Annotated in this window: 23 protein-coding genes; 16 read left to right on the forward strand and 7 right to left on the reverse strand. The window is 38.9% G+C overall.

Translation table 11 applies throughout. The features are described 5' to 3' along the window. The first annotated feature begins 221 nt into the window (after positions 1 to 221). The 7 genes from AABJ51_RS15345 (at position 222) to AABJ51_RS15375 (ending at position 8,265) form a co-directional block, all read left to right on the forward strand. Positions 222 to 2,426 carry a TonB-dependent receptor gene (locus AABJ51_RS15345; RefSeq protein ID WP_321577301.1) on the forward strand — a complete coding sequence of 735 codons (2,205 nt, stop codon included), beginning with the start codon at positions 222 to 224 and terminating at the stop codon, positions 2,424 to 2,426. Next, on the forward strand, positions 2,411 to 3,967 hold the full coding sequence (locus AABJ51_RS15350) for a PepSY domain-containing protein (protein WP_338373274.1): 1,557 nt from the start codon (positions 2,411 to 2,413) through the stop codon (positions 3,965 to 3,967). Before AABJ51_RS15345 ends, AABJ51_RS15350 begins: the two co-directional genes overlap by 16 nt. A 100-nt stretch (positions 3,968 to 4,067) precedes the next feature. Beyond that, positions 4,068 to 5,390 (forward strand): Kelch repeat-containing protein, encoded by a 1,323-nt coding sequence (locus tag AABJ51_RS15355; RefSeq protein WP_338373275.1) that lies wholly within the window; start codon positions 4,068 to 4,070, stop codon positions 5,388 to 5,390. 13 nt (positions 5,391 to 5,403) lie between these two features. After that, positions 5,404 to 6,768 (forward strand): Kelch repeat-containing protein, encoded by a 1,365-nt coding sequence (locus AABJ51_RS15360; RefSeq protein ID WP_338373276.1) that lies wholly within the window; start codon positions 5,404 to 5,406, stop codon positions 6,766 to 6,768. A gap of 92 nt (positions 6,769 to 6,860) precedes the next feature. Beyond that, positions 6,861 to 7,232: a DUF6249 domain-containing protein gene (locus tag AABJ51_RS15365; RefSeq protein ID WP_134435728.1), complete on the forward strand. Its 372-nt coding sequence runs from the start codon at positions 6,861 to 6,863 to the stop codon at positions 7,230 to 7,232. A gap of 4 nt (positions 7,233 to 7,236) precedes the next feature. Then, positions 7,237 to 7,794 carry an RNA polymerase sigma factor gene (locus tag AABJ51_RS15370; RefSeq protein ID WP_338373277.1) on the forward strand — a complete coding sequence of 186 codons (558 nt, stop codon included), beginning with the start codon at positions 7,237 to 7,239 and terminating at the stop codon, positions 7,792 to 7,794. Positions 7,795 to 7,893: 99 nt separating this feature from the next. After that, a complete protein-coding gene (locus AABJ51_RS15375) occupies positions 7,894 to 8,265 on the forward strand; it encodes a hypothetical protein (protein ID WP_035331684.1) in 372 nt (123 codons plus the stop codon). 54 nt (positions 8,266 to 8,319) lie between these two features. Here AABJ51_RS15375 and AABJ51_RS15380 read toward each other — a convergent pair whose 3' ends face one another. From AABJ51_RS15380 to AABJ51_RS15390, 3 genes are all read right to left on the reverse strand, one after another. After that, positions 8,320 to 9,063, reverse strand: coding sequence for a shikimate dehydrogenase family protein (locus tag AABJ51_RS15380; protein ID WP_338373278.1), 744 nt, complete (start codon positions 9,061 to 9,063; stop codon positions 8,320 to 8,322). After that, positions 9,060 to 9,269: a hypothetical protein gene (locus AABJ51_RS15385; RefSeq protein WP_338373279.1), complete on the reverse strand. Its 210-nt coding sequence runs from the start codon at positions 9,267 to 9,269 to the stop codon at positions 9,060 to 9,062. The genes AABJ51_RS15380 and AABJ51_RS15385 overlap by 4 nt, the downstream gene beginning before the upstream one ends. A gap of 137 nt (positions 9,270 to 9,406) precedes the next feature. Next, entirely contained in the window at positions 9,407 to 10,159 is a 753-nt protein-coding gene (locus AABJ51_RS15390; RefSeq protein ID WP_338373280.1) for a subclass B1 metallo-beta-lactamase DYB-1, read from the reverse strand. A 158-nt stretch (positions 10,160 to 10,317) separates the two neighbouring features. On the opposite strand from AABJ51_RS15390, the gene AABJ51_RS15395 reads away from it, so the two are divergent. Continuing rightward, complete coding sequence (locus AABJ51_RS15395; protein WP_134435732.1) at positions 10,318 to 11,859, forward strand: glycine--tRNA ligase; 1,542 nt, start codon at positions 10,318 to 10,320, stop codon at positions 11,857 to 11,859. Positions 11,860 to 12,098: 239 nt separating this feature from the next. After that, positions 12,099 to 12,767, forward strand: a complete 669-nt coding sequence (locus tag AABJ51_RS15400; protein ID WP_026626393.1) for an FKBP-type peptidyl-prolyl cis-trans isomerase — start codon at positions 12,099 to 12,101, stop codon at positions 12,765 to 12,767. Between the two features lie 23 nt (positions 12,768 to 12,790). Here AABJ51_RS15400 and dacB read toward each other — a convergent pair whose 3' ends face one another. Further along, positions 12,791 to 14,230, reverse strand: coding sequence for a D-alanyl-D-alanine carboxypeptidase/D-alanyl-D-alanine endopeptidase (dacB, locus tag AABJ51_RS15405; protein WP_338373281.1), 1,440 nt, complete (start codon positions 14,228 to 14,230; stop codon positions 12,791 to 12,793). A gap of 254 nt (positions 14,231 to 14,484) precedes the next feature. Here dacB and AABJ51_RS15410 point away from each other — a divergent pair, with 254 nt between their 5' ends. From AABJ51_RS15410 to AABJ51_RS15420, 3 genes are all read left to right on the forward strand, one after another. Then, complete coding sequence (locus tag AABJ51_RS15410) at positions 14,485 to 15,621, forward strand: AI-2E family transporter (RefSeq protein ID WP_338373282.1); 1,137 nt, start codon at positions 14,485 to 14,487, stop codon at positions 15,619 to 15,621. A gap of 42 nt (positions 15,622 to 15,663) precedes the next feature. Continuing rightward, the gene (locus AABJ51_RS15415; protein WP_026626396.1) at positions 15,664 to 16,035 is read left to right on the forward strand and encodes a DUF3127 domain-containing protein; all 372 of its coding nucleotides are present in this window, start codon (positions 15,664 to 15,666) and stop codon (positions 16,033 to 16,035) included. A 61-nt stretch (positions 16,036 to 16,096) separates the two neighbouring features. After that, on the forward strand, positions 16,097 to 17,050 hold the full coding sequence (locus AABJ51_RS15420; RefSeq protein WP_338373283.1) for an NAD(P)-dependent oxidoreductase: 954 nt from the start codon (positions 16,097 to 16,099) through the stop codon (positions 17,048 to 17,050). A gap of 32 nt (positions 17,051 to 17,082) precedes the next feature. Here the strand turns inward: AABJ51_RS15420 and AABJ51_RS15425 are convergent, their stop codons facing one another. Beyond that, the gene (locus AABJ51_RS15425; protein ID WP_338373284.1) at positions 17,083 to 18,429 is read right to left on the reverse strand and encodes a DUF4026 domain-containing protein; all 1,347 of its coding nucleotides are present in this window, start codon (positions 18,427 to 18,429) and stop codon (positions 17,083 to 17,085) included. A 208-nt stretch (positions 18,430 to 18,637) separates the two neighbouring features. On the opposite strand from AABJ51_RS15425, the gene AABJ51_RS15430 reads away from it, so the two are divergent. From AABJ51_RS15430 to AABJ51_RS15445, 4 genes are all read left to right on the forward strand, one after another. Beyond that, positions 18,638 to 20,257, forward strand: a complete 1,620-nt coding sequence (locus AABJ51_RS15430; protein ID WP_084158536.1) for an L-lactate permease — start codon at positions 18,638 to 18,640, stop codon at positions 20,255 to 20,257. Positions 20,258 to 20,391: 134 nt separating this feature from the next. After that, entirely contained in the window at positions 20,392 to 21,132 is a 741-nt protein-coding gene (locus AABJ51_RS15435; RefSeq protein WP_026626399.1) for a (Fe-S)-binding protein, read from the forward strand. Further along, positions 21,129 to 22,508, forward strand: coding sequence for a lactate utilization protein B (locus tag AABJ51_RS15440; protein ID WP_338373285.1), 1,380 nt, complete (start codon positions 21,129 to 21,131; stop codon positions 22,506 to 22,508). The genes AABJ51_RS15435 and AABJ51_RS15440 overlap by 4 nt, the downstream gene beginning before the upstream one ends. Before the next feature lie 32 nt (positions 22,509 to 22,540). Continuing rightward, on the forward strand, positions 22,541 to 23,122 hold the full coding sequence (locus AABJ51_RS15445) for a LutC/YkgG family protein (protein WP_338373286.1): 582 nt from the start codon (positions 22,541 to 22,543) through the stop codon (positions 23,120 to 23,122). 95 nt (positions 23,123 to 23,217) lie between these two features. Here AABJ51_RS15445 and thrC read toward each other — a convergent pair whose 3' ends face one another. Both thrC and AABJ51_RS15455 read right to left on the reverse strand, forming a co-directional pair. Continuing rightward, entirely contained in the window at positions 23,218 to 24,522 is a 1,305-nt protein-coding gene (gene thrC, locus AABJ51_RS15450) for a threonine synthase (RefSeq protein ID WP_338373287.1), read from the reverse strand. A gap of 38 nt (positions 24,523 to 24,560) precedes the next feature. Continuing rightward, positions 24,561 to 25,772: a cofactor-independent phosphoglycerate mutase gene (locus AABJ51_RS15455; protein ID WP_338373288.1), complete on the reverse strand. Its 1,212-nt coding sequence runs from the start codon at positions 25,770 to 25,772 to the stop codon at positions 24,561 to 24,563. Positions 25,773 to 25,835: the final 63 nt, after the last annotated feature.

Genomic DNA, 25,835 nt, shown 5'->3' on the forward strand with positions numbered 1-25,835 from the left:
TAATTGTACATTAGATATACAATGACTGACCGTTGTCTAAATACTGACAAAGTTGATAAGAAGGTCTGAGACCTTAAAGGAAAATGTCAGACGGAATTTTTTCTCTGGCATTTTCCTTTAACTCTATGTTTTTTTAATCCTTGCCTAATTATAATAGCATAACCTTTCTGCCCGAATATATTCGGATAGAAGAGGTCTATGTCCTTAATCAATCATAAATCATGAGATTTCTCATATCTTTAGTATTATTATTTACAACCCTTACGGTTTATACTCAAAATCGTATTATCAGAGGAAAAGTTGTGGATTGCGGCTCCTATGAGGTGTTACATGGAGCGACAATCAGTTTGCCCGGATACAACAAAGCCATTTTGTCCGAGTCCGATGGTATATTCAAATTGCCGGGTTTGAAAAATGAAAGAGTAATATTACATGTGTCGGCATTAGGTTATGAAGAACAAAAAATATCAGTTGATTTGTCAGCAGGTGATCAAGATATAAATATCCCGTTATGTAAAAAATCAGTCGATTTAGATCAGGTTGTAGTATCAGCTACCCGTACCGAACGGCTGTTGAAAAATGTACCTATAGCCGTTCAGATTATATCGTCGAAGGTTTTAGAGAAAGCACAGGTTGCCAATTTTAGAGAATTATTGGAATACGAGTTTCCCGGTATCAATTTTACAAATAATGGCGGACATGCAAATATTAATATGTTAGGTTTCGGAGGTAAATACGTCCTGTTCTTAATGGATGGAGAACGGATTGCAGGAGAAACTTTCGACAATATAGATTACAATCGTGTAGACATGGATAATGTGGAGCGAATAGAGATCATGAAGGGTGCGGCTTCGTCTCTATACGGATCGAATGCAGTGGGTGGCGTAATCAATATTATAGGCAGAAAGCCGGAGAAACCTATCGAAATAACCGCAAACAGTAGATTTGCCAGTGAAGGTGAACAGAATTACGGATTAACCGTAGGTTCCCGACAAAAATGGGGATATGCCTCCATAACCGGATCAATGAAGCAACGAGATCCTTATACACTGAAAGACCGTTCTCCCCTTACTCAGGAATTCGAAGATGGAACAAAAGAAGAAAGAGATCTGAGTGAAACTATTATTGCAGGCTACAAGGATTATAGTTTATCAGGAAAAGTTGGTGTTAATGCCTCTGATAAGTTGCAGATAGAAGCTAAAGGCGGATACTACTTTAAAGAACGGAACCCCGGAGGATTAGACGGTAAAAAAGTGAGAGATCGTTATTATGATTATTCGGGAGGTTTAAAAGCCGAATATACATTTTCGGAAGACAGGCATTTATCTCTATCCGGAAATTATGATAAGTATAATAAATACGACTATTACCGTTTGCTTAAAGAAGAAGAGAAAAATTATGAAAACACTCAATGGCACGTCGGAGGGATATACGATCAGAAAATAGGTCGTCGGCATTCCTTTGTTGCAGGATTTGAGGTCTTTTCGGATGATCTGATGACATTTATGTTTGAAAGTGATGGAAGCAATGCCAAACGTGATGCTTATACTTATTCGGGCTATACTCAGCAGGAATGGGTTTTGAATAACAAATTGACATTGGTAACAGGCTTGAGGTATGATTATCATTCTAAGTTTAAAGGACGTTTGACCCCCCATTTATCGGCAATGTATAAGCCGATGTCCCGCGTAACATTGCGTGGAGGATATTCCGGAGGCTTTCGTTCTCCAACCCTGAAAGAACTATATACCGACTGGTTCCACCCATATGGAGGAGGTTTCCAGATCGTGGGAAGTAAAGACCTCAAACCGGAGAAAAGCAATAACTTTAATCTCTCGACTGAAGTCTCTTTGGGAAAAACTGTAATAACCGCAATGGGTCAATATTCGCTGATGGACAATAAGATCAGCTCGATTTGGCTGAATAACGACACCATTTATTATCGAAATTTGGGCAAAGCGAAAATATTGGGAGTAGAATTAGGTATATCTCACCAGTTGCGCAGTAATATTTTGTTGAAAGCTTCTTATACTTATGTTCATGATGATTTGGGTAAGAAATCAACGGAAAGACCTCATACAGCCACATTCCGTGTTGATTATACGTCTCGGTTCTTCAGAAAATATAATCCTACATTAAGTTTCAGTGGTAAATATTTTAGTTCAATGGATACATACGGCAACGAAGATATTTCTGAAATAGACGAGAATACCGGAATGACGAGTATAACCACCGATGAGTATAAAATTCATTACGATGGATATTCTGTCTGGCGTTTAACTTATGCGCAGCCTTTGCCATATAGATTTACTCTCAATGCAGGAATTAATAATTTATTCGACTATAAAACTAAATTCAGTAGTTTCTATTCGAGTATATCACCGGGTAGAACTTTCTATGTCAGTCTAAAATGGAAACTAAACTAAAGAAAAAAGTACGCAAAATGAGATGGTGGCACAAGTGGATAGGCTTGGTGTCATCATTCTTCATTATTATGTTCTCGGTATCAGGTATATTTCTGAATCACCGTCAACTGATTTCGGGCTTGGATATTCCACGTTCGTGGATGCCTGAGAACTACAGGTACAATAATTGGAATAACGGAGCAATCAAGGGGAGCTTCGATTTATCAGCCGATTCTGTTTTTGTATACGGCAGCAGCGGCTTGTGGTTGACCGATAAGAATTATTCGGGTTTTACCTTGTATCAGGATGGTTTTAAGGAGGGAGCCGATAACCGTTCCATAACCAGCATTGTTAAGTCTGATCGGGGAGATGTTTTTACCGTGTCGACATTCGATTTATATCGATTAGATAAGTCAAAGTCGGAATGGATAAATCTGTCAAAAAAGGCAGAGTTAGACGAAAGAATCAGCGATTTGGCGGTAAAGGATGATTCTCTGTTTGTAATGACCCGCTCTCATATATATGTTTCGGCATATCCGTACGATTTCTATACAAAAATTGAGCTGAAAGCTCCTGTTTTTTATAAAAAAGAAGCATCACTCTTCCGCACTATGTGGACTTTGCATAGTGGAGAATTGTTTCATATACCCGGACGGTTATTTGTCGATTTTCTGGGACTGGTTGCCATCTTTTTTTGTATTACAGGAATAATTATCACTCTATTTCCAGGAATAATAAAACGCCGTAAGAAGAAGCAAAAAGAAACAGCCGGATATACTTCCACTTGGAAAGGATCGCTTAAATGGCATAATAAGTTGGGGGTAATGCTTCTTGTCTTTTTTCTGATATTGGGTATTTCAGGTGCTTTCCTGCGTCCGCCGCTGCTGATCTCTATTATAAGGGGTAAAATGGTTCCGATACCGGGAACATCTCTGGCAAGCGGTAATGCTTGGTTTGACAAACTAAGGACATTGAGATATGATGCATTTGATAAAGAATGGATTGTATATTCCTCTGAAGGTTTTTACAAAATGCAAGATCTGAAGGATACTCCTCAGAAAATGAAAAAGACACCACCTGTAAGTGTGATGGGGGTAAATGTTATGGAGCAGCTCGATTCGACTCAATGGGTTGTAGGGTCTTTCAGCGGCCTTTTTTATTGGGATAAGCATACCGGAGAGAGTATAAATGCTATTACAAAAACGCTGCATATACCGCAAATGGGAGGACGTCCCACAATTACAAATCCGGCAAGTGGTTACATTAATGACTATAAAGGATATCCGGTTGCATTTGAATACGGAAAAGGGGCTCATACCCTAAATTCTGATATTCAGTTTACGCCGATGCCGACTCAACTGGTCGAAAACGGACGGATGTCTTTGTGGCATGCCAGTCTCGAAGTACATGTCGGACGGATATATCCTCTATATTTCGAGATGTTATCCGATTTGTTTGTTTTCATTTCCGGAGTATTATTTGTATCTATCTTAGTATCAGGATATATTGTGTACCGGAAACGATATAAGAAAAGGAAAAAAGAGAAACTTGAAAATAGTTGACAGAAAGAAAGGGGATGGTTGAAAAACGATCCCCTTTTTATTTCTGCCTCAGATTTATTCTTAACTTTAGACATCACTTTTAACCAAACACTGAAACACTATGAATACGAAACAACTAGCCTTTTTTCTTTTACTTATCTATCCTTGGATATTGTTATCTGCTCAGAATAAAGTCACTGTGAAAGATTTTATGACTAATCAGCCTTTATCGGGAGCAGGTATTCTGCTGAAAAAAACATCGAGACAGCTCCAGACCGGAGACGATGGGATATTCGATCTGCAAAAATTACATCCTGTAACCGAAAAAGATACTCTGATCGTATCGAGTGTCGGGTATGGTCAGGAGATTATTCCGATTTCGGCGTTGAAAGGCATGGAATACACCGTTTACCTTAAAATGAAGGTCGAAGTTTTAGGTCAGGCTGTAGTTGAGGGCCGTGAACCCGAACTGCTGTCCTCTATTCCTTTTACCGAACTTAATCACATGCCCGGATGGGTGAGCGAATTCGGAGCGGCTATTGCAGGAGAGAAAATTTATGTGGTAGGTGGGAATATTTCCATAAATGAAGTAATCGCTCCTAATGCTGCTCCTATAGGCGGAACAAAGCCTGCTTTTCAATGGATTGCTTATAATGACAAGATGTATGTTTATGATATTCCTACAGATACATGGACAACATCCCGATATCTTTTCTCTAAAAGAGCAAATCATAACGTGATTAATAACAATGGTAAAATATATATACTTGGCGGAAAACGCAATTCTAAAAACAAAAAGTTAGAATATCTGGATGATAAAATAGAAGTATATGATTCGGTTAAGGATACCCTGATTGTTGACCGAAGTAATCCGCATCAAGCGGTCAATAGCTTGTCTGTGGTTTATGATAATAATATAATAGTATTAGGTGGATCGACTAAATTATATAATGGAGGTAATCAGGTGTATACCAGTAAAGGGCATATGCTCAATTTGTCGACCGGATATTGGTACGAATTACCCGAACTGCCCAAAGAGAAGGCTTCAGAACTGAACGGGACAGTTGTAGGTGGAACGATTTACCTGATCGGAGGCTACAGGGGATATGCTCTTCATGATATATGTACATATGATCTTTCTTCGGGAGAATACAAATTAATAGCAAAACTGCCTGAAGCTATGAAGCGTCCTGCTATAGCGTATAATAATAAATCGACCATTTATATCTATAATGATCAGGTATTGTATTGTCTGGATGTGAAAAGTAATATGATGAAGGCCTACTATTTATTGACAGACCTTGTTAACCCCGAGATGTTTTATAAAGAAGGCGAATTGTATATTCTCGGAGGAAAAAGGTTTGGTGATCCTTCTGATAAACTATATAAAGTGGATACGTCGGAACTAAGAAAGGTAAGAGAATATGTATTATACAACAGATAAACCAACGGAGTTTATGAGGAATCTAAAGATCGGATTATTGATGTTATTGGCGATTCCAGGTATGTCTCAGGTTCTTTTTTGTCAGGATAAAGTAAAGGTGAAAGATTTTATGACTAATCAGCCTTTATCGGGAGTAAGTATTACATTAAAGAACAAAGGAGAACAAACAACAACGGATAATGCCGGAGTATTCAGTCTGAAAAGCTTTAAGCCCATATTGGATAATGATACTATATTATTTTCATTCATCGGTTATGCATTGCAGGAAATAACGGTTGGACACATTAAGAAATCAGATAATCTTGTATATCTGAAATTACAAGATGAGTCTTTATCTCAGGTTACAGTAACAAGTGTACAGCCTCATTTGGCAATCAGTTTGCCTTATTCTGAATTAGCAGATATTCCGGTGGAATTATCCAACTTTGGAGTAACCATAGCTGAAAATAAAATATATATAATAGGTGGGGATATTTCGGTAGATGCCCATACGGCGGAAGGATCATTTCTGGATGAAGATTATAGAGAGGCGAGTATGAAAGGTGTGATCGGAGGAGATATTGCAATGCAATTATTCAGATTTAGTGATAGAATGTATATTTATGATCTGGGATCAGATATATGGATGACATCCAATCGCCGATTTTCAAAAAGGGCATATCACAATGTGTTGTATAATCAAGGTAAAATATACGTATTAGGAGGTAAACTTCAGACAAAAAATATAAAATTCGAAAGATTGAATAACAAGGTCGAAGTATATAATATTGCTCAGGATTCATTAATTATTGATGAAACAAATCCTCATCAGGCTGTTAATTCGGCATCAGTCATTGCCGATAATAACATTATAGTCTTGGGCGGTTCGGTCAAATCATCGGAGCATGGCAATAAAATCGTAAAAGGTTATACTAATAAAGTACATATGCTTGACTTGAAAAGCGGTTATTGGTATGAGTTGCCTGATGTGCCTGTTGCAAATGCCGAAGAAACAAAAGGGATTATCGCTGGCAATATTATTTATCTGTTTGGGGGGTACAAAGAACGTCCGCTTTATGATATCGGGACTTATAATATATCTACCGGAGAATACCGGATTGAAGGACAATTGCCTCAGTCAATGGAACGTCCGGCTCTGGCTTTCGACAATAAGTATACAGTATATCTTTACGATAATGGGCGTATATATACTTATAATATTCATACAGGTGAACTTTCTGGATATTATATTGGTTTTGATGTAAATAATGCTGAAATGTTATACGAAAATGAAGCGTTGTTTATTTTAGGTGGAAAAAAGGATAATATACCGTCTTCCAAAGTTTATAGAGTAAATATCTCAGATTTTAAACAGACGAAGTCTCATTCTTTCAGATAAAAGTTCGATTCAAGAAAAATAACCGAAAAAAGTTGTAACCAAAATATAACTTGTCCGGTCATATTGATGTAACCCAATAAATAAATATAAATATGAATGATTTAGATGATCTGGTTCCGATTATAGCAATCCTGTCGGCAGTAGCCCTTCCAATCGGATTCAGTCTGTATTTAGGATTGGTAGGTCTGCGGACTAAGCACAAAGAAAATCTGGAACTGATAAAGCAAGGCATTGTACCTGCGACTCAGGCAAAACCAACACCTAATAAGTACCGCTCGCTGCGCAATGGTTTTTTGTGTGTGGGTATTGCTATCGGACTTATTCTCGGAATTATATTGAAAACCGTGTTATCCTTGTCGGAAGATACCGGATTCTTTATTCTGGCGGCATGTATATTGCTGTTTTTAGGTCTGGCTTATATTCTCTTCTATCTAGTCACAAAGGACAAAAATTTCGACGAATAAGCGGATGGATGAGAGGCAGTTGATACGTAAAGTGCTAAAGGGGGATACGTCCGCCTTTGCCTATTTTGTGGATACCTATCAGGATATGGCTGTGACCATAGCCTTCCGTATCTGCGAAAACAGGCAGGATGCCGAAGATATTGTACAAAATGCCTTTGTCAAAGCTTTTCATAATTTACATACTTTTAGAGCGGACAGTAAATTTTCAACATGGTTTTACCGTATAGTGTATAATACCGCATTGTCTTATATAAATGTAGCGAGTTTCCATACTGAATTTGTTGATTACAGAGAGTTGAATAACGAAAGTCAGTCTGATGACTGGAACCCCGTGGCTCAGATGGAAGAGCATGAACGTAAGGTTATAATTGCACGTACTCTGGAGAGTATGCCGAAAGAAGAGTCTTTGATATTGACTCTGTTCTATCTGGAAGAAAATTCGATAAAGGATGTTGCTCTGATAACATCGCTTAGCGAATCGAATGTAAAAGTAAGGCTTTTCAGAGCGAGGAAAAGGTTTGCCGAATTATTAACGGCATCTGTACAAAAAGAAATATTTTAAGGTCTCAGACCTATTGACTTTGCAAGCATAGCTGCAATAGCAGGGTATCGCTTCAAAACATGTCATTAATACTTTCTATTACTTAATATAGATATAGTTATGGATAATAATATAAATAAAAGAAACGACGATCAGCTGAGGAATTTATTCTCCGGAACAAAAGAACGAGCCGGAGAGAATCTTAAATATCGCATCATGCGGCAGATAGAGACCGAAACATCCTTGTCTCGCAAGAATATAAAAGAAAAAAGTTCTGTTTTCTCGACTTTATTCCCTATTCTTGGAGTTATGTATGGTATAGTAGGCGTTATACTTTTGATTGTCTATCTGTTGTATGGTAGTCAGGCGTTGTTGTCCTCATCGGTTTACATTCCCGTATTGAGTATTGTTTCTGTTTGCAGTGTTTATCTGTTTATTTCTGCATTTGACGAAAAAAGACACAGCGGATCAAAGTCCGGTAAGAAGGAATAATGAAAAGAGAGACTCTTCGGCAAATCTCTCTTTTATATCTTCTTATCTAAGATGCTATTCATTCCAGATATGCCATGCTGCTATTGCTTGCAGCTCAAGCATTTCTTCTCCATTTTTGATTTTTGCTCCTTGTTTTTTTCCTAAATCGAGGAACTTCGTAACTGCCGGATTATACACAAGGTCGTACAGTAAATGTTTCTTTCCGATGTAATTATATGGAATATCAGGGCATTCGTCTATATTCGGAAACGTACCTATGGGTGAGGCATTTATAATAACTGTATATTCCGACATGACTTCTTCCGAAAGATCAGCATAAGTAATAACTCCCTCTTTTTTTGAACGAGATACATATTGGGTTTCTATATTCAGATCTTTGAGCCCGTATTCCACAGCCTTAGAAGCTCCCCCTGTACCCAAAATCAAAGCCTTGTGATGTACTTCCGGATTGATCAGTGGTGAAATAGAATCTCTGAATCCGATGTAGTCCGAATTAAAACCTTTGAGGTGTATATTATCTCCTCTTCTGTCGATTTTAATGACATTAATCGCTCCAATGGCTTTTGCAGTCGGGTCTAATTCATCCAAAAAAGGAATCACTTGTTCCTTATACGGAATAGTCACGTTTAATCCTGCCAGCTTGGTGTATTCTTTGATGATATCGGGAAGTCTGTCTATATCGGCAATCTCAAAATTCAGATATTGAGCATCTATTCTTTCCTTTGTGAATTTTTCACCGAAAAAACGATAAGAGAAAGAGTGTTTTAGAGGATAGCCTATCAGACCGAAAGTTTTCATTTTTGTCTATTTTTTTGAAAGTTCTTGAAAAACAGAAAATAAAGGAGATAGATAAGTACCGCAGTTGCACAAACAATACCGATGGTAACTCCCGATTTCCATACAATAGTCCACGATATGGGCTGTATTCCCCACAAAGCCAATACGGTAAGAGTGGCTCCTGTTAATACGATGATGGTTATTAGTATTCCTGTAAGTGCTCTCATATAAGAAGTTTATAAGGTCACAGACCTATTTATTACTTTGGCAAGTGTAATAGCCAAAAGCTGTTATAAACTAAAAGTATATCATTAAAATACTTGCAGTAAATTAATTGCTTACTCGTAAAAATAAGAAAAAAATATTACCTGACCGTATTATGTTCATTAATAAGCTTTAATGTATGGGTCAAGAGGTTGTATCCTCCCATGTTACCGTGTCCGGGAACAACAGTCTTAATATCAGGAAACTTGGTTAGAACCCATTTTATCGATTGTGGCCATGCTGCAACATCGGCATCGGCAAGATTTCCCAGATTGGATGATTGCAAGTCCTTGATAAAACACCCTCCGAAAAGGATATCTTCGGACGGAATCCATACAATTATATTGTCAGTAGTATGTCCTCCTCCCGGATAATATAGTTTGAGATCGAATCCCTGAAAATTGATGTCGATTGAATCTTTAAATCCGGTGTCGGGTATAGGAAGGTTTTTAGTTTTGGCTAGTTCTATCGTCTGCTCATTAGCATAAGATTTTACTCCTTTCGACTGAAGGTAAGCTAAGCCGCCCATGCGGTCTTCGTGCCAATGGGTAGGTATTACTGTTTTAATGGTTGCATGTAAAGAGTTTGATATCCATTTATCGAGTCTTTCGGTTTGTTCATTGTTCCACGGAGTATCAATAAGCAATGCTTCGTTGTTCTTTATGAGAATCAATCCGTTTGCTCCTACTTTACCCCAGCTTTGGGTTTCGAGAAAACTTCTGTGAAGGTAAAGGTTGTCTGATAATTTCAGAATTTCGATATCATCTGCAATCTCGGTTTTTTCAGTTTTAGATTGAGCCGAGATTGTTGCGACACAGAATACCTGTATCATGAGTAGGAATTTTTTTAGCATGAGAATTGTTTTTTATAAACTCATACAAAAATAAGAATAATACTAATCAAAACAATAAAAAGATATGAAATTTGCGAAAAAAGCATTTACTTTGTCTTTCCGAAGAAAAATGGATAAATAAAGGTCTTGAGACCTTAAATATAGATTTAATTATAAATATGGCACAAGAAGACGTTTTCAAGAAGATTGTTTCGCACTGTAAAGAGTATGGATTTGTATTCCCGTCAAGTGAAATCTATGATGGGCTGGGAGCCGTTTACGATTATGGGCAAAACGGGGTGGAGCTGAAAAACAACCTTAAAAAGTATTGGTGGGATAGTATGGTACTTCTCAACGAAAATGTTGTAGGTATCGATTCTGCTATATTCATGCACCCTACTATCTGGAAAGCGTCGGGGCACGTTGATGCGTTCAATGATCCGTTGATAGACAATAAAGACAGTAAAAAACGTTACCGTGCCGATGTCCTTGTTGAAGATTATCTGGCAAAGATAGACGAGAAGATCGACAAAGAAGTAGAAAAGGCAGCCAAGAGATTCGGTGAAAGTTTTGATGCGGCTATGTTTAAAGAAACAAATCCCCGCGTAAAAGAATATCAGGCAAAAAGGGATGAAGTACATACCCGTTTTGCAAAAGCATTGAACGATGGCAATCTGGAAGAACTTCGTAATATTATCGTAGATTGTGAGATTGTATGCCCTATCAGCGGGACTCGGAACTGGACTGAAGTTCGTCAGTTTAACCTTATGTTTGCCACAGAGATGGGTTCTACATCTGACGGAGCAATGAAGGTATACCTGCGTCCTGAAACAGCTCAGGGTATTTTTGTTAATTTTCTGAATGTACAAAAAACCGGACGTATGAAAATACCTTTTGGTATTGCCCAGATAGGTAAAGCATTCCGTAACGAGATAGTAGCCCGTCAGTTCATTTTCCGTATGCGTGAATTCGAACAGATGGAGATGCAATTTTTTGTTCGTCCCGGAGAAGAATTGGATTGGTTTAAAAAATGGAAAGAAACCCGTATTAAATGGCACAAGGCTCTAGGTTATGGAGATGCGAAATACCGTTTCCACGATCATGATAAATTAGCTCACTATGCTAATGCGGCTACCGATATCGAATTCGAAATGCCATTCGGGTTCAAAGAAGTGGAAGGTATTCACTCACGTACAGACTTTGACCTGAGCAGCCACGAAAAATTCTCAGGTAAAAAAATCCAGTATTTCGATCCTGAGCTGAATAAATCATATACTCCGTATGTGGTCGAAACTTCGATCGGTGTAGACCGCATGTTTCTTTCGACTATTGCGGCATCGTATTGTGAAGAAAAGCTCGAAAGTGGAGAGGAACGAGTTGTGTTGAGACTTCCGGCTCCTCTTGCTCCTGTGAAATTAGGTATTTTACCGTTGGTGAAAAAAGACGGTTTGCCTGAAAAAGCAGAGGAGATTATGAGTGCTTTGAAATTCGATTTCAAATGTCAGTATGATGAAAAGGATAGTGTCGGAAAACGTTATCGCCGTCACGATGCTATAGGAACACCGTTCTGTGTAACTGTGGATCACCAGACATTGGAAGATAATACAGTAACTATCCGCTATCGTGATACAATGACTCAGGAACGTGTTGCTATCGATCAACTCTCTAATATTATTTCGGAACAAGTGAGTATGAAGAGCTTGTTGAAAAAATTGGTGTAATGACCGAAAACCGAAACTAACAAAATATTATATGCCGGTTGAGCAATTCAGATTGCGGAATCGGCATATATTGTATATCTAAAAAAGGAATCATTAAATACTTTATTTTACTTATTTACATTTTTTATAAAAGACTTCTCTTTAAATATCTTATTTTTGCGAGAATTGCAATTGATAGAAAATGATTTGTCGTTGTCTATTGTTTTATAAATTAATATAGGTATTGATAATAATTTCAAATGAAGAAGAAAACATACTACTCAACACTTTTCCTGCTTTTTGCTTTCAGTTTATTCATCGGAGTATCATGTGTCGATGACGATGATAATAATGATGTGACGATTGATGAGGAATGGAAAGCATTAAATGAAAAGAGATTTTCAGACTCTATAAAAGCATCGGGATGGGAAGCCTTGGAATCTCAGACCAAAGAAGGAAGTCTATATTGGAAAAAGTCTTCGGTTATTACAGATTCTGATATAGCATTGCGAATGACTGTTGATGCAAAACCTGAATTTACGGATACAGTGGAAGTTCGTTTTGAAGTCTGGTATTATGATAAGGACAATAAGAAGATAATTGCGGCTTCTACCGAAAACCCATCTTATTACAGTTTGATGGCAAATCCCAATAAAAACCCGTATAAGGTTTGTGTAAACAGGCGTGTTACTTCTACCACTGCTACGACCGAATATTACCGCTTCTCTTCAGGTGCTAGTGCTATAGATCTTAGAACTGATGCTTGGGCTACACTTATTCAGGATATGAAACTGAATGAAGAACGTGAGGCAATTGTTCCTTACAATTTAGGATATTATGGTGTTGCACAGACATATATACCTGCATACACCATGCTGAGATATAGAATTAAACTGCTGAAAATTATCCCAATGGCAGGTCTTTCCTAAAGACTGAATTAGAACAGAATCCTTTAAAAGGTATTTAATAATAAATTCTCAATAGCTCTCACAACTTGTTTGCGGGAGCTATTGTAGTTATTAACCATAATGGAAAATGCATATTGTTTGTCTCCGTCGGTATAATATCCTGCGAAACACTGTACATTGGCTATGCTGCCGCTTTTCATAACCACTTTACCCTCCAGGCGTGTTCCTTTTAATACATTACGTACAGTTCCTTCTTTTCCGGCTTTTGGGAGAGATTCTACAAAAGCATCACGGTATTTGCTTTTAGCTTTCATATACACGAGAATATCACACAACATTTCAGCACTGATGCCATCCGATGGGGCCAGTCCGCATCCGTCATACATACGGAGAGAATTGGTGTTAATACCTTTGTTCTCCCAGAATAAAGATGTTTGAGCGACTCCTTCCGAAAGAGCATCTGTGTAAATGCTTTTATCTCCGATAGTACGTCCTATTGTCCGAATAAGGTGTTCTGTATAATGATTGTTGCTTCTTTCGTTTATTACACGTATTATGTCTTTTAAAGCCGGAGAACGATATGTATAGAATACTTTTTCTTCGGGATTTGCAGAGCCGAATCTGTTATACATATTTTCGTAATATAGATATCGAGAAGTTTCGAGTTTAGCTATGGAGTATCCTTCCTCTTGTAGTTTTGTCGAAATTATTTTACCCAGCATTAGACCCGGATCGGGGATGTCTCCTTTGATAGAGAACGAGGCTCTTTTAGCCGGAATATCTCCTACAAGTGTACGGTAGTTACTGAATATTTCTCCGTTGATATACCCATTGTCTTCGTTGTTGGAGTTCATCTTCAGGGTATTCCTGAAGATCAGCTCGGGCATTTCTGGCTGAGTCTTAATTATCTGCGGAGCGGATTCGATGTCAGTTGTGTTAAAATAAAGGCGGTATGTATTATCGTAAATACTTATACCGTATGCTCCCGCAGCAAAATAGTTGCCGAGATCTTCTTTTAACCATTTGGATGAGACGCCGCTGTATCCGAAATAGTTATCGATAACCAATATATTGATGGGCTGCCGCGAATCTATCTGTTTTTTGATATGGTCTACCCAGTCTTTCAGAAAATCATTGGCTCCTCTCCCTATATATTCGCTGCCCAGAGTAGGATCTCCATATCCGTGGATGATCAGTTGTTGAGGATTATTTGTATTTATAGCCAGTGTTGTGGGGTAAGAATACTTATCTCCCATAATTTCTAGGGCTGTTGCCGATGTTAAGATCTTTAGGGTTGAGGCAGGCGTTAAAGTCGTGTTTTTATTGATAGAGGCTATTTCATTTCCATTTAAATCTTTGACACAAAAACCGATTGAGGCGTTTTCGAATCCCGGAAAAGAAGAGAACGAAGATCCTGCTGCATTTTGAGCCGAACCGGTCGAAAACATGGATATATACAATAGTAAAAGCAAATAATATTTCATAATAGATAGGTGTACAAATATAAGTCAATGACTGTATTTAATGATCTGTTTTCACATTATAATAAGCTCAGGATGCTATACTCGTCAAAGTAATAAACATGTCTGTGATCTTGATAATGAGTACAGCTTAAAGATACAAATTATCCGCTTTTACGAACTAAATCTTCTATATTTATGAGTTGTACTATACGAAAAAGAAATATCTTTGCAAAGATAGGATATGGTTTGATACCTAAATAAACATCTTCTTTCTTATGAATAATAGTTTCGATAAGCCGTTTACATTCGATCGGGTTATTCGGCTTTGTATAAGTTTAATGTTACTGGGAGCCGGTATTTACCTCATTTATATTCTGAGGAGTGTGTTGTTGCCGTTTCTTATAGCATGGCTGATTGCCTATTTGTTAAACCCCATAGTCCGTTTCTTACAGGTAAAGTTGCATTTGAAGAAACGTTATCTTGCGGTAATGCTCACTTTTGCCATTCTGATAGGAGTCCTCACTTTACTCATCATGAGTATTACACCCCTTATAGAAAACGAAATTTATCAGATTAATAATCTGGTCACGACATACCAGCTTCAATCGTTTGAGATAAACGGAATTCCATTGAGTGTCCATGATTTTATCGAAAAACACATAGACTTTCAGTCTTTGCGGGACACATTGTCTACCGAAAATGCTACTGAAACATTGAAATATATTATGCCTACAGTGCAAAATATGTTATCGAGCGGTATCTCATTTATACTTGGGTTTACAGTTGTATTTATTGTGATCTTGTATCTGATATTTATCTTACTGGATTATGATAAAATAAATAAGCTGTGGATGGATATGGTTCCTCACCGTCATCGGAAAACAGTAAGTAAGCTCACCGCTGATGTAGAAAAAAGTATGAATACTTATTTCAGGCATCAGGCTCTGATTTGCGTTATTGTGGCGACACTGTTTGCGATCGGGTTTCAGATTATCGGTCTGCCGTTAGCTATTGTATTAGGTGTGTGTATCGGTATTCTGCATATGATACCCTATATGCATATATTGAGTATAGCTCCTGCCGTACTGCTGTGTTGGCTTAAGGCCTCGCAGACCGGACAGGGTTTTTGGGCACTTGTCGGAATGGTATTACTCTTGTATGTTGTTGTGCAATGTATTATCGATATGATATTGGTTCCCCGTATTATGGGTAAAGCCATGGGACTTAATCCTGCTATTATACTGTTGTCGTTATCTGTATGGGGGTCGTTGATGGGAATTGCCGGAATGATTATTGCAATACCTATGACAACTCTTTTGATCTCTTATTATCAGGAGTTTCTGAATAAATCGGAAGGATCCGAAGATAATGATAGTTTAGAAAATACCGATGATACCCTCCCAAGTGAGTAGATTTTTGTACATTTGTATGAACAAAAATAAATTCTTTAAATCATGCAATTAACTGCGAAATTGGTTCAGATGTTACCTCTGCAATCAGGAACAAGTAAAAACGGAGAGTGGAGAAAACAAGATATTATAGTAGAAACAGACGGTCAGTATCCTAAAAAAGTATGTATCTCTATCTGGGGTGATAAGGCTAGTGATGCCGTACTTCAGATTGGTAATATCTTAGACATATCTTTCGATGTGGAAAGCCGTGAATATAATGGTCGCTGGTACACCGATATACGTGCATGGAAAGTAGATCTGGCAGCACCAACAGGGGGTGGTTATCCAGCCGGAGCTCCTGCTCCGAGTTATGATCAGGCTCCTCCTGCACCTGCTGATTTTGGCGGAGACAGTGCCGACGATCTTCCTTTCTAAAAGATACTAAGATGTAAACATTCCTTATAGGATAAGCGTTTTTAGGAATAAAGCATATTTTATGAAAAAGAAAATACTGTCAGGACATAATTTTCATAGAGAACCATTCTCTGAGTTGGAAACTTTGTTCGACATAACATATCCGGAAAAGAGTTATTTCAAGAAAGATGAAATTCTTGAAATGATTGGAGAGTACGATGTCTTTATTCCTAATTTCAGTTTTTTTACCGATAAGGAGATTATAGATAAAGCAGTAAATCTGAAATTAATAGCAAATTACGGAGTAGGATACAATAATATAGATGTAGACTATGCTGCGCAGAAAGGTATAACCGTAACAAATACCCCTCAGGCGGTACTTGAACCTACAGCCGAGTTGTGTTTTGGATTGATGCATGCTGTAGCTCGTAAAATAGGATACTTCAACAACAAACTTCGAGGATCGGAGCGTGTTGGCTGGGGCTTGTATGATAATCTTGGATTGTCTTTATATGGCAAGACACTGGGGATATACGGCATGGGGCGTATCGGGCAGGCTATTGCCCGTAGAGCTATCGCTTCGGGTATGAACGTGATCTATCATAACCGCAGACCGCTTGATCCATCTATCGAAAAAGAGTATAATGCCAAGTATGTTAGTTTTGACGACTTATTGATACAGTCCGATTATATATCGGTAAACGCACCTGCCACTTCCGAAACTTACCATATAATAAATGCCGCAGCAATAGCAAAGATGAGATCATCGGCTATTCTGGTCAATACATCGCGTGGATCTACTGTCGATGAGAAGGCTTTGATAGAAGCATTAAAAGAAAACCGTATATATGGGGCGGGTCTTGATGTTTATGAAACGGAACCTAATATTAATCCCGAATTCTTTGCATTGGATAATGTTGTTCTTACACCTCATGCCGGGACCCAGACTCTTGACGGGCGTCACGATATGCAGCGTGAAGTGGCAAGCAATATAATAGGTTTTTTCAAAGGAGAGAAAGTCTCGAAAGTGAATTAAGGTCTCCGATTTTCAGATATACTATAATAGTTTTAATCAAGCAGCAGATAGATAGAATCAGGAGTATACTGATTACCTTCTTTATCCGAAATCAACCAGTCGGTAAGCATTCCTGTCGGGTATGTTCCGATGTCTCCTTTGTTGAGAGACGCTATCCAGTACGGGTCGTTTATCAATTGTCCGCAAATAGTTGATTCCGTCACATTAATAACAGTAAACCACAAATGCTCTTTCTCCGAATCTTGTTTGGGAGAATCTATTGTTATGCCGATTTTTACCCAAAAAGACCAACCGTCTATCGTTTTGTCTCTTGGGTATAATATTTTACGGAGGAATGAACTGTTCTGCCTGTCCCTGTATCTTAAAAACAATCGGAAAAAGTACGGATAACGTTCTTTAGCCAGACTGCTCATTCTTATTGTTTCTTCGGCAGAAACAAAGAGTATAGGATTGTTTGACAGAGCCGAAACATATATTTCGGGAGATGTGAGGTTGCCGTCTTCCACCGCAAACAAAATACCGGCAGGAGAAGATTGGACTCTATCACTTTCTTCCCGCTCAATAATGCCACCCAGTATGTCTTCCGGAAAGTATGATAATGCGTGCTCCCACCTTATCCATGCCAGATTGATCTGTAAGCCGTCGAATCCGATTGTAAACTTTTCATTTTCTTTCACAGGGGAAGAGAGGAAGCGTTTAACAACATTATTTACCAGGTCATACATAGAATGGGAATCCGAATGTATATTCAACATCTCGAGGTCTACAATACCGCACCTCAATAATCCGTAAGTTCTGAACCAGTATATTTTATCTTTGTTTTTCTGTTCATATCCTGCATACAATACATACAAATAATCGGGCGAAGGGGGAATTTTGGATTCTGCGGCCAGCTTGAGCCATTTGCCGGACAGTATTCTGTAAGTAGAGAAGTCGATAACCATTAAGGCTTCGGGCACGATGATATGAAGCAATTTTAGCTGGCAGTGAAAAGATCTTAGAGAGCTTTCCCCGAATAGCATACTTACCTCGATATACTCGGAGTGAGCGATCATTTCGTGGAAATCGCAATCTTCGGCGGTATTTGCCAATCCGAAATCCTGAAGATCCAGGTCTTCTATCTTCCGGACAGCTATTTCCGATTCATATCTTTCACCCTTGTATAGAAAAGATATCCCGTATTTCTTTTCTGCAGATGATTGTAATAGATGGGTGTCTTTTACCGATAATACTTCGATCTCATTATCGAACAGGGGAGAATATAAGGCCTTTTTTATATTCGGTGATACTCTTTCGTGAATAGGTATAGCTCCAATCTTTGAGTGCTGGTACTTTTTGCCTTCGGCCAATAATTCGTAGTTTCTAATGTTTGTGTTCATTGAAAGTGTTATTTGGACGCAAATGTATAACAAATAGGCAAAAATTGAGTTGTGCAAAGACTTTTTTAATATTTAATTAAGAAAAAAAACTTGCTAAACCTGCAATATAACATATTAAAAGAATAGAGTCTTTTCGTAAAAAAAGTATAATTTGCGTAATCAACGAAAAACTACATACAATTCACGTAACCCAAAAAACTTATACACCATGTTTACAGCACTGAATATTCTTTTACAAAGTACCGCTCTGGCCGGTAACCTGGAGGTTTCATGGGGACATGTGGCTTTTGCTACGATACCGGTCCTCTTATTAATAATCCTGATGGGATTTCTTAAAATGGCAGGGGATAAAAGTGCTCTGATAACTCTAGTCACGACAATTGTACTGGCCTTGTTTGCTTTCGGTTTTCCTGTGGCAGATACAGGTCTTTCTTTTGTTTATGGGGTTCTTAAGGCTATTTTTCCTATTTTGATCATTATAATTATGGCTATATTCAGCTATAATGTACTGGTGAAAACAGGAAAAATGGAAATTCTGAAAGAGCAGTTTTCATCCATCTCATCCGATAAATGTATTCAGGTGCTATTGCTTACCTGGGGATTCGGGGGGTTACTCGAAGGTATGGCAGGATTCGGAACAGCGGTAGCTATTCCGGCAGCTATATTAATCAGCTTAGGCTTTAAGCCTATATTTTCGGCCGTTGCAAGTCTTATTGCCAATAGTGTGGCAACCGGATTTGGAGCCGTAGGTACACCCGTAAAAGTATTGGCAGAACAGGCAGGAGTGACCGATATACAGGTGCTGAGTACTCAGGTGGTATTGCAATTATCTCCTTTGATGATCCTGATACCGTTTGTATTGGTGTTTATGACCGATCCGAGGATTAAATCTTTACCCAAACATATCCTGCTGAGTGTGATTGTGGGAGTTGTATCTCTTGCAGTTCAGTATATTGCAGCCCGATACATGGGAGCCGAAACACCTGCCATCTTAGGTAGTATTGCATCTATCATCGCTATCATTATATATGCGAAGTTGACAGCGACGAAAGAAGATAAAGAATTGAAAGCTAAGTTTCCGAAAAGAACTATGGGGGAGATAATAAACGCATGGAGTGTTTATGGATTTATCCTTATATTAGTAATACTGACAAGTCCATTGTTACCTCTTAGGAATATTTTAGCTCCTCTGTCGGCTACAACATTGTTTAGCCAGAATATATTCGATGCAGTAACACAAACAGAGGTTGTTCGGTCTATTAAAGTTTCATGGTTGACCGATGCCGGAGTATTGCTATTCTTAGGCTCTATTTTAGGTGGGTTGCTTCAGGGAGCGAAAATAGTAGAACTTATTAAGCTTCTTGGAACCGTAATAAAGCAGCAGCGCAAAACAATAGTAACTGTTTGTTCGCTAATTGCATTATCTTCTATAATGGATTTTTCGGGAATGATTTCTCAACTGGGACTGGCTCTTGCGATAGCCACAGGTTCATTATATCCGCTGTTTGCTCCAACAATAGGCTGTCTCGGAACATTCCTTACCGGTAGTGATACTTCTTCAAATATATTGTTCGGTAAATTGCAGGCTTCGGTTGCGCATACAACAGGTGCAGACCCTAGTTGGCTGGCAGCTGCAAATACAGCAGGAGCAACAGGTGGGAAGATTATTTCTCCGCAAAGTATAGCTGTTGCTACATCCGCCTGTGGATTGCAAGGCAGGGAAGGTGAGATCATGAAGAAAGCACTGCCCTATGCTCTGGGATATATCGTAGTATCTGGGCTGATGGTGTATTTTGTTCCAAAAATAATGGGAACAATACTCTTTTGAGAATTGTTTTACTTGTGTAACAGCACTGATTGAAGAAGTGGTTTGTATTTGATGATAACTGCTGCTTTCTTCATTAAAAACAACCAAAGGTCTGAGACCTGATACATTAAAGACAACTAAAATACTATATAGAAATGAAAGTCGGACTATTTATTCCATGTTATGTAAATGCGATATTTCCCGAGGTGGGGGTCGCATGTTACAAATTGCTTGATTCGCTGGGGGTAGAAGTCGACTATCCGCTCGATCAGACTTGTTGCGGACAGCCGATGGCAAATGCCGGATTTGAGGATGAAGCTATTCCTTTAGCAAAGCAGTTTGAAAAACTATTTGACAAGTATGAGTATATTGTCGCTCCATCGGCAAGCTGTGCCGTGTTTGTCAAAGAAAATTATCCTAAAATTTTGAGTAAAGAAGATCATCTTTGCCAGACAAGCGGAAAGATTTATGATATCTGTGAATTTCTGCATGATATATTGAAGGTAGATAAAGTTCCGGGTAAATTTCCTCATAAGGTGAGTGTGCACAACAGTTGCCATGGGGTAAGAGAATTGCACTTGTCATCGGCAAGTGAGTTGATGGAACCCCGATATTCGAAAATCAAAGACCTCTTATCTTTGGTTGAAGGAATAGAAGTGCTCGAACCTGAAAAAGTGGATGAGTGCTGCGGATTCGGAGGAATGTTTGCCATCGAAGAGCCTGCTGTATCGGTATGTATGGGACAAGATAAAGTAAAGAACCATATGAATACCGGAGCCGAGTATATCACGGGGGCAGATAATTCGTGTCTGATGCATATGCAAGGAGTAGTTAATCGCGAGAAACTACCGATTAAGTTTATCCATGTTGTTCAAATTTTAGCTGCAGGACTATGAGTACAAAACATGCAGAAGCTGCAAGCCGCTTCATATCAAATAAAGAAGGAGAAACATGGCACAACGAAACTCTCTGGTTTGTACGAGTAAAGAGAGATAATGTAGCCAAAGATGTTCCGGAGTGGGAAGCCTTAAGGGAATTATCGAGTAAAATAAAAATGCATACTATTACTCATCTTGATAAGTATGCCGAGCAGTTTGCCCAAAATGCCGAAGCCAATGGTGTGATAGTGCATTGGGCGAAGGATGCTAAAGAGCATAACGAGATAGTACATAAGATTCTGACCGGGCATAATGCTAAAAAGCTGGTAAAGAGTAAGTCGATGCTTACCGAAGAATGTCATCTCAACCCCTATCTGATTGAAAGAGGTATAGATGTTGTCGAAAGTGACTTGGGAGAACGTATTCTTCAACTCGATAATCAGCCGCCGAGTCATATCGTAATGCCCGCCATACACATGACCCGTCAGGAAGTCGGTAAACTTTTCGAGGAAAAACTAGGAACCGAAAAAGGAAACAGCGATCCTACATATCTGACTCGTGCAGCCCGCCAGCATCTTCGGAATGAATTTATGACAGCCGATGTGGGTATGACCGGATGTAATTTCGGTATTGCCGAAACAGGTGATGTCGTGGTGTGTACGAATGAAGGTAATGCCGATATGGGGACGTCTCTGCCTAAAGTGCATATTGTGTCGATGGGGCTGGAGAAGATTATTCCCGATCATAAGTCATTGAGTGTGTATTCACGTTTATTGGCACGTTCGGCTACAGGTCAGCCGGTTACATCGTATATGTCTCATTTTCGTAAACCTCGCGAAGGCTGCGAAATGCACATCGTGATTGTAGATAACGGACGAAGCGAAATATTAAGTAATCCCGATCATATTCAGTCATTGAAGTGCATCAGGTGTGGAGCATGTATGAATACCTGTCCGGTGTATCGTCGCAGCGGGGGATATTCTTATACCTATTTTATACCGGGTCCTATAGGTATTAATCTGGGTATGCTGAAAAATCCCGAAGAATACTCGGATAATGTTTCAGCTTGCTCTCTTTGCTTTTCATGTAACAATGTATGTCCTGCCAAGATAGATCTTGCCGATCAGATATACAAATGGAGGCAGGGACTTGATTCTATCGGTAAAGCGGATAAGATGAAGAAGATGATGTCGGGCGGAATGAAATTCCTGTTTACTCATCCGGCTTTGTATAAGACTGCCTTGAGTATGGCTCCGATTGTCAATAGTATGCCTCGTTTTATGCTGTACAATGGGTTGAATGACTGGGGGAAAGGGCGAGAGTTGCCCCGTTTTGCCAAGGAGTCGTTCACTTCTATGTGGAAAAAAGGAAAAGTGCAGAAGAATAAGAAATAAGCCACAGCCGTTAATTTAAAAAACAGAAAACTATGAGTAGTAAAAATGATATATTAAATAATGTCAAACGGCATATTTCAACTCAGTACGATATGCCGGATCTTGATCATATTGCAGGAATAGAATACGAGAACAAACTCGAAAAATTTATGCAGATGTGTAAAGGTGTGGGAGGTGACGCCCGAGTGCTTGCTCCGGATGAAGATGTAAATGAAGTGATCAGGTCATTATATCCTGATGCAAAGGTGATAGTATCCAATCTGCCGGAAATAAACATAGCAACGGTAAATCCGGATGATATAGATGATCCGCATAAACTGAACGGGACGGATTTGGGAATCATCAAAGGCGAATTGGGTGTTGCCGAGAATGCTTGTGTATGGGTTCCGCAAAATGTCCGTCAGAAGGTCGTTTATTTTATTTCCGAGTATTTGGTGATATTATTAGACAAAAACCTTATTGTGAATAATATGCACGAAGCGTATAATCAGATTAAGTTTAATGATTATGGTTTTGGTGTATTTATTTCCGGCCCTTCCAAAACGGCAGATATAGAACAGGCTCTGGTAGTCGGCGCGCATGGAGCTAAAGGTGTAATGGTTCTTTTGAAATAAGATAGTACGCTATAATATCAAAAGCCAATTAATCAAACGATTAATTGGCTTTTATTGATTGCAATCATTTAAGGTTTCAGTACCTTTCTTATAAGTTATTTTTTGCTTAGAAGAGTATCTTTAAATAAATCATAATTATTTTTCAATCCGATACTTTTTTTCTCGCCTTTCATAAAAGCTTGTAATGGTTGAGGTATCTCTATCGGTTTTCCGATTATTTCTTCTACCGTTTCTTTGAACTTAGCAGGATGAGCCGTTTCGAGGAAGATGCCGTTTTCGTCTTTCGATAAGCCATCTGTTAAAGCCTGATATCCGCATGCTCCATGAGGATCGAGTAGATATCCTGTTTTCTCGAATGTGTCTTTTACTGTTTCGGCGATGGCTGCATCTTTGTACCGGAAGCCTGTAATATCTTTTCTGATCTCATCTGCCGAATGATTGTACAGGTCTATAACTCTCGCAAAGTTGCTTGGGTCACCTACGTCCATAGCATTAGCAATGGTTTGTACCGAAGGACGTGGATTGTATTTACCGGTTTGAAGGTATTCGTAGAATATATCGTTGCTGTTATTCGCTGCGATAAACCGTTTTACAGGTAATCCCATTCGTTTAGCTATGAGTCCGGCTGTAATATTCCCGAAATTTCCACTCGGAACACAGAATACCACATCGTTTGCTTTTCCTGCCTTTTTCAATTGAGCATATCCATAGAAATAATAGAATGCCTGAGGAAGAAACCGTGCTACATTAATAGAATTAGCGGAAGTCAGATTCAGTTGTTTATTCAGATCTGCATCCATAAAAGCCGTTTTTACCAATGTCTGACAGTCATCGAATGTACCGTCTATTTCTATTGCAGTGATGTTCTGTCCTAATGTCGTAAACTGGCATTCTTGTATGTGGCTGACTTTTCCTTTCGGATAAAGAACATATACATGTATGCCGTCTACTCCAAGAAATCCGTTTGCTACGGCACTACCGGTGTCTCCAGACGTTGCAACTAGCACTTTAACATCGCTCTGTCCTTGCTTTTTAATGAAATATCCAAGCAGGCGAGCCATAAAACGACCGCCTACATCTTTGAAAGCCAATGTAGGACCGTGAAATAATTCCAGACTGTATATGTTATCATTTACATGTACCAGTGGCGTATCGAAGTTAAGAGTGTCGTATACGATCTGTTTTAAAGTATCTGAATCGACATCTTCTCCGAAAAAAGCATCGGCTACAGTATATGCTATCTCCTGAAAAGAAAGAGTATCTATTTTATCGTAAAAAGATTTTGGTAGTTGCTTTATTTTCTCCGGCATGAAAAGCCCTTTGTCGGCGGCAAGCCCTTTGACTACCGCTTCTTGCAAAGAAACATCCGGAGTTTGTTTGTTGGTACTGTAATATCTCATGTTTATGAAGGTGTTAATTCTTTTACGTTCAGCGGTTCTTATTTTTTGAAAAACAAAGTATCCATAAATTCGTGTCCGACAATTGTACCGTAAGCTCCTTTTGCAGACTCGAACTCATCATATACCTGCACATTATCTCCTGCTTCATTCGAGCGGTAAATAAGAAATGGTATAGGCTTGTTTGTGTGTGTACGCAAATGGCATGGAGTGGGGTGGTCGGGCAATACTGCTATTGTTACAGGCTCGTCCCAATCTTTGGTTGCTTCGTATATCGTTTTGACTACACGTGAGTCGAGATATTCTATAGTTTTGGTTTTCAATTCATAGTCTCCTTCATGTCCGGCTTCGTCACTGGCTTCTATATGCAGATATACAAAATCGTCATGCTTCAGAGCATCTATGGCAGCCTGAGCTTTGCCTTCGTAGTTGGTGTCGTACAGACCTGTTGCACCTTCTACGTGGATAAGTTTTAATCCTGCATACTTACCGATACCCATAATAAGGTCAACGGCAGAGATTACCGATCCGCTCTTAATACCGTACAATTCCTGTAAGGTTTGCATTTGAGGTCTGTAACCGGGCGACCAAGGCCAGATGCTGTTCGCAGGATCTTTTCCTTCTGCAATCCGTTTCAGGTTTATAGGATGATCTTTCAATAATTGCTGAGATTTAATGATAAGTTCATTTAGATATTTAGCAGTATCTTCAGCTTCAGGAGTAGTAGCTTTTATCATTACCTGCTCAAATGGAGTACCTATTACATCATGAGGAGGAGTGCAATCGAGGTTTTTATTGCCGTCTTTCATTTTCAATAAGTGGCGGTAAGACACTCCGGGGTAAAGGCTTACTGTACCGTCATTTAATTCTTTATCCAGAAACTTGATAAGTTCGGCAGCCTCTTCTGTTGAGATATGTCCTGCAGAGTGGTTTTTTATTTTACCGTCTTCTATACAGATAACATTGCATCTCATAGCCATTTCACCCTCTTCTATATCTATTTCCATACTTGCGGCTTCGAGCGAACCACGACCTTCAAATACCTTAGGTACATCGTAACCCAATACCGATAGATTGGCAATTTCGCTGCCCGGTTTGAATCCGGGCGGAATCGTATCGAGCAAGCCGCTTTTCCCTTTTGATGCCAGCAGGTCAATATATGGTTTCTTTGCTGCTTGCAAAGGAGTTTTGTTACCTAACGCTTCGATAGGCTCGTCGGCCATTCCATCACCTAGTATTACGATTGTTTTCATATGATTATTTACCTAAAAAATTTATTCCCTACAGAATTTCAGAATTGCTAAATTAGACAAAAT

The organism is Indolivaga capnocytophagoides (assembly GCF_036511535.1).
In the GTDB taxonomy this organism is placed as follows: Bacteria; Bacteroidota; Bacteroidia; order Bacteroidales; family Dysgonomonadaceae; genus Dysgonomonas_A; species Dysgonomonas_A capnocytophagoides.